At 55.9% G+C, this 12,357-nt stretch carries 8 protein-coding genes; 7 read left to right on the top strand and 1 reads right to left on the bottom strand.

The annotated features are described in order from the left end of the window. Positions 1-260 precede the first annotated feature (260 nt). The 3 genes from ACZ5CE_RS07095 to ACZ5CE_RS07085 all read left to right on the top strand — a co-directional run bounded on the left by ACZ5CE_RS07095 (position 261) and on the right by ACZ5CE_RS07085 (position 3,307). Positions 261-1,283: a PstS family phosphate ABC transporter substrate-binding protein gene (locus ACZ5CE_RS07095; RefSeq protein WP_464577272.1), complete on the top strand. Its 1,023-nt coding sequence runs from the start codon at positions 261-263 to the stop codon at positions 1,281-1,283. Positions 1,284-1,401: 118 nt separating this feature from the next. Beyond that, on the top strand, positions 1,402-2,598 hold the full coding sequence (locus ACZ5CE_RS07090; protein ID WP_464577270.1) for an ABC transporter permease: 1,197 nt from the start codon (positions 1,402-1,404) through the stop codon (positions 2,596-2,598). A gap of 13 nt (positions 2,599-2,611) precedes the next feature. Further along, positions 2,612-3,307, top strand: a complete 696-nt coding sequence (locus ACZ5CE_RS07085; protein WP_464577268.1) for a DUF3299 domain-containing protein — start codon at positions 2,612-2,614, stop codon at positions 3,305-3,307. 1,020 nt (positions 3,308-4,327) lie between these two features. Here ACZ5CE_RS07085 and ACZ5CE_RS07080 read toward each other — a convergent pair. Next, positions 4,328-4,540 carry a hypothetical protein gene (locus ACZ5CE_RS07080; RefSeq protein ID WP_464577267.1) on the bottom strand — a complete coding sequence of 71 codons (213 nt, stop codon included), beginning with the start codon at positions 4,538-4,540 and terminating at the stop codon, positions 4,328-4,330. A gap of 228 nt (positions 4,541-4,768) precedes the next feature. On the opposite strand from ACZ5CE_RS07080, the gene ACZ5CE_RS07075 reads away from it, so the two are divergent. From ACZ5CE_RS07075 to ACZ5CE_RS07060, 4 genes are read left to right on the top strand one after another with little or no spacing between them, the layout of a single operon-like run. Next, entirely contained in the window at positions 4,769-5,713 is a 945-nt protein-coding gene (locus ACZ5CE_RS07075; RefSeq protein WP_464577265.1) for a hypothetical protein, read from the top strand. Between the two features lie 41 nt (positions 5,714-5,754). Next, a complete protein-coding gene (locus tag ACZ5CE_RS07070) occupies positions 5,755-9,048 on the top strand; it encodes an efflux RND transporter permease subunit (RefSeq protein WP_464577263.1) in 3,294 nt (1,097 codons plus the stop codon). Position 9,049: 1 nt separating this feature from the next. Next, the gene (locus ACZ5CE_RS07065; RefSeq protein ID WP_464577261.1) at positions 9,050-10,321 is read left to right on the top strand and encodes an efflux RND transporter periplasmic adaptor subunit; all 1,272 of its coding nucleotides are present in this window, start codon (positions 9,050-9,052) and stop codon (positions 10,319-10,321) included. Continuing rightward, entirely contained in the window at positions 10,318-12,090 is a 1,773-nt protein-coding gene (locus tag ACZ5CE_RS07060) for an efflux transporter outer membrane subunit (RefSeq protein ID WP_464577260.1), read from the top strand. Before ACZ5CE_RS07065 ends, ACZ5CE_RS07060 begins: the two co-directional genes overlap by 4 nt. Positions 12,091-12,357 lie beyond the last annotated feature (267 nt).

Below are 12,357 nucleotides of genomic sequence, written 5' to 3'. Positions count from 1 at the left end.
ACATCGGAAAATGGGTGCATATTCCCGCCGGAGATGTTCATCCTGGGTGCAATAGTTCATACTTAAGGACGCGTATCTCCGCTGGTGCGATGGGGCTCGGCGGATTGGGGTACGCGAAAGGCGATGATGCAAACGACTGCTTCCTTCGCGAACAATCTGACAAGAACGGTCGCAAAGCGTGTCTCACAGTGATTACGGCAAAATTGGGCTATTTTTTCATCTGCCGGATTCAATAGCCTGTTTAGGAAAAGGAGGAAAAAATGTTTAAATCCCGCATCCTTGAAGTAGTTGTTCTCATTGCTGCGCTTGTCCCGTTGGTCATGGTTCCCAACGTCGCGGGCGCCAATGCGGAGATAAGGATCGATGGCTCCAGCACGATGTATCCCATTACCAACAATGTAGCGAAGAGTTTCAAGGAAACAAAAAAGGACAAAATCGGCATAAAAATTGGCATATCCGGAACAGGCGGGGGCTTTGCAAAATTCTGCCGCCAGGAAATAGATATCGTCAACGCTTCCCGTCCCATCCTGGGAAAGGAAATGAGAGCCTGCAGCAAGGCTGGCGTGCGATACGTGGAATTGCCGGTGGCCTTTGATGCGCTGACCGTGGTGGTCAACTCCGACAATAACTGGAGTAGAACCATGACCGTCGACGAGTTGAGGAAAATCTGGCAACCCGACGCCACGAACAAAATCACCAGGTGGAGCCAGGTAAATCCCGCATGGCCTGACCAGAAGCTCAAGCTTTACGCCGCAGGACCGGGATCGGGCACCTTCGATTATTTCACCACGGCGATCATGGGCGAGCCAAAAGCCAGCCGCAGCGATTTCACTGCATCCAGGGAAGATGATGTCAACGTCGTGCTTCAGGGCGTGGCGGGTGACAAAAATGCGCTCGGTTTTCTTGGTTTTGGATATTATGCGGAAAACCAGGACAAGGTCACGGCGGTTGCCATCGATAACGATACTGGCGAGGCGATTACGCCATCGACTGAAACCGTCGAAAATGGAACCTATCAGCCTTTATCCCGTCCCATCTTCATCTATGTGAACATGAAGGCGGCGGAGAGGCCGGAGGTCAGGGAATTCGTCGAGTTCTATATGAAAAATGCGTCTGCGGCGGCGCGGGGGACCCACTATTTTCCGCTGCCTCCCCGTGCTTACCGGGCTAACCTGGAATTTCTGAAAACCAAACGCTTGGGAACCGTATTCGACGGGTTCGTGCCCGAAGGGCTGACCATCGACGACCTGCTCAAGCGGGAAGCCCGTTTTTACGAAAATTGACGACAAACGCAGCGGCAAGGACGAGCAAAGAAGATGAGCTCGCCGGGAGAGTGGGCTGAAGCCGCTGCTCTCCCTCGCGCTTGCCAGCGCATGGAACCGGCGCGCCACCCTCGGCTTGATGGCGGTCAGCATCGCGCTTTCCGTCATATTGCTGCTGGGCGTGGAACAATTGCGGACACAGGCGCGGGAGAGCTTCGCTCAATCAATATCGGGGACCGATCTGGTTGTCGGGGCGCGAACGAGCCCGATCCAGCTCATGCTTTATGCCGTGTTTCGCCTCGGCGATGCGACGCACAATATCCGCTGGTCGAGCTTCCAGGCGGTCGTCACCCATCCTGCAGTCGCGTGGGCGGTTCCCATTTCGCTGGGAGACTCCCACCGCGGTTTCGCAGTGGTGGGGACCAACCTGGATTATTTCGAACACTTTCGTTATGGAGATGGCAGATCGCTGGCTTTTACCGCCGGGCATCCCTTTGCCGATATTTTCGATGCGGTGATCGGTGCCGAGGTTGCGAGCCAGCTGGATTACCATGTCGGAGATCGCATCGTGCTCAATCATGGAACCGGCGACCTGGGCCTGGCGGAACATTCCGACAAGCCATTCAAGGTTGCGGGCATACTCGCGCGCACGGGATTGCCCGTCGATCGCAGCGTTCATGTCAGCCTCCAGGCCATCCAGGCAATTCATCTGGACTGGCAGGGCGGCGCCCCCCTGCCCGGACTGTCCATACCTGCGGAATATGTGCGCAAATTCGATCTTGCGCCCAAGGAAATAACAGCCGCCCTGGTAGGGCTGAAAAACCGCGCCGGCGTGTTCCAGGTGCAGCGGTTCATCAATCACTATAAAGGTGAGCCGTTGCTGGCCGTATTGCCGGGCGTCGCGCTGGATGAACTTTGGTCCATCGTCAGCATCGTGGAAAAATCCCTCCTGGGGATCTCCGTATTGGTGGTCGCCGTCGGCTTGAGCGGACTGGTGGCGGTAGTGCTTGCGGGCCTGGGCGAGCGCCGGCGCGAACTGGCCATCCTGCGTTCCGTGGGAGCAGGCCCGCTCGTGGTGCTGATTCTGCTGGCAATCGAGGGGGCGATGGTGGTACTCACGGGCTCGCTGCTGGGCTTGTCGGGCTTGTTTGCCGCCAGTTTCTTCGCCGCGTCCATGCTCGAAGCGCATCTGGGCATTACGCTGCATGCTGGATTATCCCCCGAGACGCTTCAATTGTTGCTGCTTGTCATGGCGACTGGATTCCTGGCCAGTCTGATACCGGGCTACCGCGCTTACCGGCTATCCCTCGCCGATGGATTGACGCCCAGACTATAGGAGAATGCGCCGCATGGCGAAATTTCATTCAACTCATTCAATTCAATTAGCTGTTTTCCGGCTGCCTGGTTTCTTCCTCCTTCTTGCTTTCTTCCTGCTGGCATCGCCGGTATTTTCCGCCGGCTCTGCCGGTTCCCCCGCGCCTTCCGGAAACCGGGACTACAAGGTCGGGGACCAGCTGGCGCCGGACCCCGGCAAAGCAAAAGCCAGATCCGCTAGTCCAGCTAGCCCAGGCAGCTCTGCACCCGGCTCTGCCGCTGCATACAAGGAGAAGAACTGGGATGACCTGATGCCCAGGAACTGGGATCCCATGGCTTCGCTGAAGGGGTTAAAGCTGGAAAATCTGAAGGACAGCGATCCACGCGCCATGGAGGCGCTGGAAAAAATGCGCGAGGCATGGAGCAATGCGCCAGTGGAACCGGCGCTGAATGGCGAACGCATCCGCATTCCCGGTTTCGTTATTCCCCTGGAGAAATCCGGCAGCAAGGTGAAGGAATTTTTACTGGTCCCCTATTTCGGCGCCTGTATTCACACACCCCCTCCCCCACCCAACCAGATCATCCATGTCAGGGCGGCCAGGCCGGTGGCGGGCATGCGAACCATGGATACCATGTGGGTCAGCGGTATCATGCAGGTCCGAAGCGTGGAGTCCGAATTCGGCCAGGCGGGCTACCAGCTGAAAGCTGAACAAGTTACCCCCTACCCCTGAATCCCAACATCATCATCCTGAATGCGGCAGATTGGGGAGAGTGGAGCAGGGCAAGGCACAGCCAGGTGCCGTAAAAATCGCGTAATCCGTCGGATATGCGCCGCCTGAACGACGCGTCCTGGTCAGATTCCATTTTGAAATCATCGGCAGCAACTGCAGCAACTATAACAACGGCAGGATGGATGAAGTGAAACGCAATCCATCAAAAAGCATCTATCCAGCGCTAGGGAAGCGCTGAATAAATCTCCGCTGGCGCGGCGGTGGCTTTGCGGGATGGGATGCGCGAAAGGCGACGACGCGAATGGTTGATCCCCTTCGCTAGGAGCCTGACAAGGCAGACTGCTCGTAAAGCCCTGCCCCATAAGGGTTGCAGCAAAATCGGGCGAGACCGCGCAGGGCGGAGCAGTGTCTTCCGAAGGAAGATGCGACCCCGTAGCGGGCTGCTGGCGCCCCATGTATACTTTGGCGCGCTCTGGCATCCCCGCCGCTGCCCGATCCCCGCTCGCGGGGCCCCTCGGGCCACGCTCTGGGGAACCATAGCGTTGCGCTCCTTGGCATCGTAGTCCCAGCTACGACCTTCGTCGCGCGCCTTATGATCATCCCGATTTTACCAGCAACGCGCTCAGTGAGGATTTGTTCAGCGCTTTCCTAGGAAAACGATGGGTTACACCACCTATCCTGCGCAAGCTGAAAAGCCGGATGGGTCCCGGGAAGACCCGTCAGGGAAGCGCTGAATAAGTTCTCGCTGACCCGACGGCGAGTAACGGCGGCTTTGCGAGATGGGATGCGCGGTTGCCGCATCCATCTGTACATCTGTACATCTGTACGCGCAAATCACTCGAAGCATTGCCATCGACTCCTGCCGGTTGCATCAACCCGGCATTGATATTGCCTGCTTCAGGCCATGATCGGCCATGACTCCACCCTCACCTCTTCCCGTGGCGACGCCGGTTTTCTTTCCCGCTTCGATCGCTCCCCGGAGCGAAACGAGGGGGAGAGCACGAGTGAGGAGATATATTTTTAGCAGCCGGTTTTTCTGAATCCTGTGCCAGGGGAACCGGCGGCCTGCCCCGTATCGTCGATATCTCGAGCCACGCTGCAACACCGCCTGAAGTGCCAGGATCTCTCGCGCGCATCCTCGAAATATATGCCAGACACATGAATATTCCCGGCGGGAAAAGACAGACCATCCTGCATCTTCTCCAGAGCAAAAACCTGCATCTCGGCCAGCATATTCCCCTTTCATATTTTCTGCGGCCGCCAGCGCGGCTTTGGTCATTCCGGACGCAGTATTCACAAAATGACCACTAATACATGATATTCCCTTGACATCATTCACAAAATAACCACCGATATATCATGTTCCCCTGACAAAAGGTGTGATAACTTGAACTCACCCTGGCAGCACACTCCCGGGTGTGCAAACCACATATTCATTTTGGAAGGAAAACTTGCAAGCTCATGGCCCTGCAACTCACCATCCATACGATTGACGTCGAGCGGGAAGAAAGCGCGCTCGTTGTCGCGGCAGACGTGGCAGCCGGGCGGCATCGAACGATATTGATTGATGGCGGAGTACTCGGCTATGCGGAGACAGTGCAAAATTTTATCGATCCCATCCTCACAGATCACGATTACCCTCTCCTGGTCAGCCACTACGACAAGGACCACTCGGGGGGAGTCATAGGACTCCTGAATGCGGATAACATGCGAGTCGTAAGCGAAGCCATCTCGAGCGCGGTAGCCAATGCGGCACAGTGGGCCGCAACAGGCACTCGCCCCCAGCAAATCGCCTGCGGAGCCGTGGCCGCATCGGCAACGATCCTCGGGGCCTGGGGCCTCAACGTGAACCAGATCCTTGCAATGTGCCAGGCTGTTTTCCCCCGCGCTATCGGAAAGACAGACGACGAGGCTGCCGAGATTGGATTCAACTATGCCCTGAAGCATACCAGCAAGCTTCAGAGCTTTCCCACCCTCCAGGTTAGCGAAACGGGGAGACGCATCGCAAAAATATCCTCGGTGGCCGCGGCGATCGCCATCGCATCGGGAAATAATCCGGCTACCGCGGCCTTCGGCGCCATCTTCCTTTTGATTGCCAGAACGCTTCCTAATCAGACACTTCCGAATCAGCTGCGCTTCGATACCGGGGGCCGGTACTGCAACGTCCATCTTATCGATATCGGGCAGCCAATCTGGCCATCACAACCTGCTGAGCCATCCAGCGACGCAGCGATCGAGCACATGGCGAAGGCGAACCGGATACCTGCAATATTCTGCCTGGCGATCAACTCCTGGGTCTGGCAGGGAATCGGCAATAACCCTGTTCAGACCGTCTGGAGGCGCAAGGCTGGAAGCTGCATGTCCAAACTTGAAAGAATTGCCTCATCCCTGCGGGCAATATTGTAAGCAAATGAATTTTCTACTGAAGGTAAAAGAGGAAACATAGTATGAACCAGATAGTACTTATCGCGTTGCGCAGACCTTATACCTTCGTGGTTCTTTCGATCCTGATCGTCATATTCGGAGTCAGGGCGATACGGCACGCGCCAACCGACGTCTTTCCCACCATCAAGATTCCCGTGATCTCCGTGGTCTGGGCTTACGCCGGCATGTTGCCGCTGGATGTGTCGGGCCGTATCACTTTTTACTTTGAACGCTTCCTGACCTCGACGGTGGAAGGCATCGCGGACATCGTCAGCCAGGCGTATTATGGCATCAGCATCACGAATATTTTTCTTCAGCCCCACACCAATCTCCCTGGCGCGGAAGCGGAAGTTACCGCTATAGCCCAGACGATCGTCAAGCAGTTGCCGCCGGATATTTCCCCGCCCATGATCATGCGTCTGGAAGCCTCTCAGGTAGCGGTAGCCAGCCTGCAGGTCACCTCGGACGAAATGACGCCGGCAGATCTCTATAACCTTTCCTATAACCAGCTCAGGCCCCTGATTGTCGTGATCCCCGGGGCGATTGTTCCGCATCCTTACGGTGGAAAACCCAAGCAGCTCCTCGTATCCCTCGATCAGAACAAGATGCTGGCTCGCAATATATCGCCAACCGATGTCCATGCGGCTTTCGATCGTCAGAATCTCGTGCTGCCTGCGGGCGACATGAAGATCAAGCAGACCGACTGGATGGTCCAGACAAACGCGATGCCGCCGGAAATTCCGGAATTCAACGATATTCCAATAAAGCGGGTAGGAAATTCATTCGTCTTTTTGCGCGATGTCGCCGATGTCCAGCTCGCGGGTCCGCCGCAAACAAACTCCGTCATGGTGGACGGGAAGCAGGCCGTCATTATCGTCGTCATGAAAAGCGGCGAGGCATCGACCCTGGACGTGGTCGACGGCATCAGGGCGACCATTCCGCGTATCAAGGAGATCGTGCCGTCCCATGTGGACGTGAGAATCATCACCGATGCGTCGGTCTTCGTGCGGGAATCCATCGACGAGGTGATGCATGAAATGCTGATCGCGGGCCTGCTTGTCGGTTTGATCGTCATGCTCATGCTCGGCTCGTGGCGTCCCATGATCGTCGTGACCACTTCCATTCCGTTGTGCATTCTCACCTCCCTCATCTTCCTGCACGCGCTGGGCGAGTCGATGAACGTCATGACGCTGGGAGGACTGGCGCTGGCGGTGGGGATTCTGGTCGATGACGCGACAGTGATGATCGAGAACATCGATACTCACCTGGAAATGGGCAAGGAACTCGATGAGGCAATCATCGATGCGGCAAACCAGATCGTCATTCCGACGCTGCTCGCCACATTATGCATATGCATTGTCTGGCTGCCGCTGTTTACGCTTTCCGGCGTATCGGGCTATCTGTTCAAGCCCATGGCGCTGGCGGTGATATTCGCCATGCTGGCGTCCTTCATCCTGTCGCGTACGCTCGTACCGACCATGGCGAAATATCTCATCAAGCATCCTCACGCGGAAGGACACGGAGAAGGACATGCGGAAGGACACGGAAAGGAAGGCCACCACGGCGAGCATGGCGACGGAAAGCCAGCGGGGCAGGCTCTCAGTTTCAAGGAGAAGCTACAACATCACATGGGGGTTTTTTCCCGTTTTCAAGAGGGATTCGAAGCCCGTTTTCTTCGATTCTGCGGCTGGTATGGCGGGCTGCTCGAACAAACGATTGCAAACCGCCGCCGGTTCGCCACGATCATGCTGGCTTTCGCGCTCCTCTCCCTTATCCTGTTCTACTTCAACGGCCGCGATTTTTTCCCGGAGGTCAGATCGGGAACCGTCCAGATGCACATGCGGGGGCCTCTGGGAACGCGGATGGAATCCATAAACCGCATCACCACGCTCGTTTCGAACGATATCCACCGGCTGCTTCCCGGGCAGGTCGAAGCCATCATCAGCAATTGCGGCCTGCCCGTCGGCCCGCATAACCTGGCGTTTATTCCAACGCCCACCATCGGAACACAGGACTGCGACCTGACGATCACCCTGTTCAATGATAAATCGGCGGTGTGGGATATCCGGAAAATTCTGCATGACGGCCTGAAGGAGCGCTATCCGGGAAGTGAATTCACCTTTCAGCCGGCCGACCTGATAGCGAAAATTCTGAATTTTGGCGCCCCTTCTCCGATTACTGTCCAGATTAACGGGATGGATATATACGGAAACTACGAATACGCGCGCAAATTGCAAGGCAAGCTGCGCAAGATCGCCGGCTCCTCCGATGTGGTGATCCAGCAAACCATGCGCACGCCCACCATGTTCATTGAAGGCCAGAGGACATATGGGCTCGGTGTTGACAGGAGCGAAGCGGATATCGCCCTGAATATGCTGATCACGACCAACGGAACCCAGCAGATCGACCAGAAATACTGGTTGGATCTGAAGACTGGCATGTCGTACCAGATCAACATATACCAGCCTCAACCTCAAGTCACAAGCATCAATGAGTTGAACAGGATTCCTGTCAAGCCGATAGGAGAAGGCGGCCTGGATCAGAATTATCAGCTCCTGGGCAACCTGACGCAGAAATCGCCGGTAGGCACGCCCGGCCTGGTCACCCACAGGGGCATCATGCCGTTGATCGAAGTGTACGTATCTGCCGAAGGACGGGGACTTGGCGGCGTGCTGGCGGAAGTCGAGAAAATTGTCGAGGAGATGGACGAGGAAGTTCCCCGCGGTTCCGAGGTCAAAATCGCCGGCCAGGCCGCGAATATGGTCGTCACCTACGGAGAACTGCTTGTCGGCCTCCTGGCGGCCGTGGTGCTGATCTACCTCTTCCTTGTCGTCAACTTTCAATCATGGCTGGTTCCCTTCATCATCATCACCGCCCTGCCCGGCGCTCTGGCAGGTATTGCCTGGGCCCTGTTCCTGACCCAGACGAATATCTCCGTCCCGGCCCTGACAGGCGCCATCATGGCCATGGGAACGGCCACGGCAAATTCCATACTGGTCGTGTCCTATGCGCTGGAGCGCATCGAAATACATGGCGACCCGCTGCTAGCCGCCATCGAGGCCGGCAAAGCCCGGATTCGCCCTGTGCTCATGACTGCGGCGGCCATGATCATGGGCATGCTCCCGATGGCGATGGGAGGATCCACCAATGCGCCGCTGGGCCGTGCAGTCATTGGCGGCCTGACGTTTGCAACGATATATACCCTGTTCTTTGTCCCGGCTGTATATGCCATCATGTATTACGCACGCAGCGTTCCTAAAGACCAGGAACCCATTCCTGGCCACAAGGAAATCGCTTCACAACATGGAAATGCCTGATATGGAAAAATCACGTAAAAAAAGTACGGTAATCATTGCGATCGTTCTGCTTGTTTCTGTTATCTACCTGGGTTACAGGGTTGTTGAATCCAGGAAGGATATGGCTTCCTTAAAAAATCAGGCGATGGAAAATGACGTTCCCACAGTGGCTATCGTCCATGCCGAACCATTGCCTGCCCAGGAAACCATCCAGCTTCCAGGTACCATCGAGGCATGGTTCCAGGCGCCGATCTATGCCCAGGTATCCGGTTACGTCAAGATGTGGCATAAGGATTGGGGAGCGAGAGTCAAAAAAGGAGATGTCCTTGCCGAAATCAACGCGCCGGCGCTCGATGCCCAATACCGGCAAGCCAAGGCGGATCTGGCGTCGGAAGTGGCCCTCAACGAGCTCGCCATACTTACTGCGGACCGGTGGATAGCTTTGCGCAAAAACCAGGCGGTATCCGAGCAGGCGATTTCGGTGAAGGTGGCCGAAGCAAAGGCCCAGCAGGCAAAGGTCAATGCCGCCATGCAGAATGTCCGCAACTTCGAGGCATTGATCGGGTTTAAAACGATTATTGCACCGTATGACGGCGTAGTCATCAACCGCGCCATCAACGTAGGGGATTTCATCAACAAGGAAGGCACGATCAGCACGCCCCAGGGTGAAGTCCGCAATCTTTATACTGTCGCGGACATCAGCCGGCTGCGTTTGTTCGTCAGCGTGCCCGAGCGCTTCGGCGCGCTGATGCATGATGGCCTGAAAGCCCACCTGACAGTGCCGCAATTTACCAATCGGGAATTTACTGCCGAGTTTCTGACCACCGCTCGTGGCTTCGATGTGAGCACGCGTACGGTGGTTACCCAGTTTGTGATTGATAATGAAGAGAAGGATCTGTGGCCCGGCTCCTATGCATCGGTCACCCTGACCGTGGATGTGCAGAACAAACACCTTTCCATTCCATCCAGCTCCCTGGTATTCGATGAGATGGGAACGCGGGTGGCTGTGGTGGATGACAACAACATTGTTCACTTCAAGCCGATCAAGATAACCAGAATCCTGGACGCCACGGTCGAATTAAGCGAGGGCGTCACAACAGAGGACCGGATCATCAACAATCCCAGCGCTGCCATACTCGACGGCGACAAGGTGACCATCGTGACGCCCGCGCCCGGATATGACCTGATCAACAAACCAAGGGAAGCAGCTCCGGAGTCATCCAAACCAGCCTCTCATTCGGAAACGTCCGATCCGAAGTTGAAGCAAGCGTTGAACGGATCACATGCACCATGACACCGACCATGACCAACTTGCGGCGTAAAAAAGAAACCCCTATATCAAGCTTCTGCCGTTCCAGCGCCAGATATGGTGGTTTCCTGCTTGTGGCGGCAGGCTTGACGGGTTGCGCCAATCTCCCTTTTCCTGCATTCGATCTGTCGCCCACTTATAAACCGACCGAATTTGTTGTTCCGGATACCTGGGAGGGAACGAGTGATTTCGTCAAGGCTACTCCGTCGGATGATGCGGTCCGGCCCGACTGGTGGAAACTCTATGACGATCCCGTTCTGAACAACCTCGTAGAGCAGGCGATTGCAGCCAACCCGGACTTGCAGGCAGCGGCTGAACGCTTCATTCAGGCGCGCAATTCAATGATGAAGGCACGGTCCCAATATTTTCCCCAGCTCGGCTTTGGGTTCGGTGGCAGTAATAACAGGCAATCCGACCATACCCTCTTCCGCGCTCCCGGAGAACCTGACAGCGACACCCAGGTTCTGATGAATGGGATTGCATCCTGGGAACCGGATTTCTGGTCGAAACTGCGAAATGCGGCACAAGCCAAAATCTATCGCGCGGAAGAACGCGCGGCCGATTATGGGCTCGCGCGCCTTATTCTGCAGGCGGAAGTTGCAACGAATTATTTCACGCTGCGCGGATTGGATGCGCAAATCGCGATCTATAAACAGTCGATCAGCCTTTATAACTACTCATTGGATGTCGTAATGACCCAGTTCGAAGGCAAGATCGCCTCCAATCTCGACGTAGCACGGGCCCAGTCGCTGCTGTTCGCTACCGAGTCGAAGCTGGCCCTGATGAATGCCGATCGCAAGGTGGCGGAGCAGTCCATAGCCATTCTGCTCAATCTTGCTCCAGCCAGCTTCAGGATCGAACCGGTAGATATCCTCCTTTCCGCGAGGTTCAGCCTGCCGCAGACCGTTCCCTCCACGCTACTTGAGCGCCGGCCCGATATTGCCGCAATGGAACGCCAGATGGCGCAGGCCAACCGCGGCATTGGAATAGCACGCGCCGCTTTTTTCCCGGATGTGGCCATCCGGCTCGGAGGAGGAATGGAAGATTCCGGGCTCAATCTGCTCGCACTGGCTAACAGTTTCTGGGCCTATGGGTCTTCTTTTTCCATTCCGCTTTTCCAGGGCGGCTATCGCCGGGCTCAACTGCAACAATCGTGGGCGGTCTATCGCGAGACAGAAAATTTATACCGCTCGACGGTGCTGAATGCCTTTCGTGAGGTTGAGAACAATCTGACCAAGACGCACTGGATGACTATTGCCGCCGAACGGCAGGACGCCGCCGTCGGAGCCGCACGCACGACGCAAAATCTTACCATGGATCTCTACAAGGGCGGTCTGGCTACCAGCCTTGAACTCATTTATGCCCAGCTCGGCACACTGACGGCAAGCATCGATTCCGTACAGATCAAGACCGATTTGCTGAGATCATCGGTGGCGCTTATCCGTGCGCTGGGAGGAGGCTGGAACCGCGATCAATTACCCGCTGACAGTGAAATTCAACCTTTTGGCATATTGCAATATACAAATCTTGACAAGCCTGTACCAGCCGGGGGAATTGATGTCAATGCGGATCCCGTCGATAGAAACATCAAAAACAATAATTTGATGAAACCCCTGATTCCGCTTGAACCTGACAGGGATCAGAATGCCAGAGGCAACAAAAACACTAATTTGATGAAACCACTCGCTCCATATCGGGATCTCAGCGATAGAAACTACAAAAATGACAATTTGTCACAGGTTCTGGTTCCATAACTGACTGATCGCGCTGCGCTGAAATATCGGGATTGTTGAATTCGGCGCAGCGGCTTTCAGCACTAGCGTATCAATGCCAGATTGCCTTCGCTGGCTTCCTGAGCCCGATACTCAACAACCACCAGCTAAAGCTGTCCGGCTGAAGCCGGTGGTTTCAACCTTGGGATGAAAACAAGCGATCTGTTGGTGTCTCCGCCTTTCACGCATCCCATCCCGCAAGGCCACCGGCACGCCAGTGAGCCATTCCGGCCATTCTGATCATTCCAG

Source organism: Nitrosospira sp. TNL200, assembly GCF_055386305.1.
The sequence above is the reverse complement of the archived record's forward strand: the minus strand, read 5'-3'. Positions and strand labels throughout refer to the sequence as shown.

Coding starts and splice junctions, on each gene's coding strand:
- ACZ5CE_RS07070 (WP_464577263.1), top strand. CDS start 5,755: ATGAACCAGATAGTACTTATCGCGTTGCGCAGACCTTATACCTTCGTG.
- ACZ5CE_RS07065 (WP_464577261.1), top strand. CDS start 9,050: ATGGAAAAATCACGTAAAAAAAGTACGGTAATCATTGCGATCGTTCTG.
- ACZ5CE_RS07075 (WP_464577265.1), top strand. CDS start 4,769: ATGGCCCTGCAACTCACCATCCATACGATTGACGTCGAGCGGGAAGAA.
- ACZ5CE_RS07095 (WP_464577272.1), top strand. CDS start 261: ATGTTTAAATCCCGCATCCTTGAAGTAGTTGTTCTCATTGCTGCGCTT.
- ACZ5CE_RS07085 (WP_464577268.1), top strand. CDS start 2,612: ATGGCGAAATTTCATTCAACTCATTCAATTCAATTAGCTGTTTTCCGG.
- ACZ5CE_RS07090 (WP_464577270.1), top strand. CDS start 1,402: ATGGCGGTCAGCATCGCGCTTTCCGTCATATTGCTGCTGGGCGTGGAA.
- ACZ5CE_RS07080 (WP_464577267.1), bottom strand. CDS start 4,540: ATGCTGGCCGAGATGCAGGTTTTTGCTCTGGAGAAGATGCAGGATGGT.
- ACZ5CE_RS07060 (WP_464577260.1), top strand. CDS start 10,318: ATGACACCGACCATGACCAACTTGCGGCGTAAAAAAGAAACCCCTATA.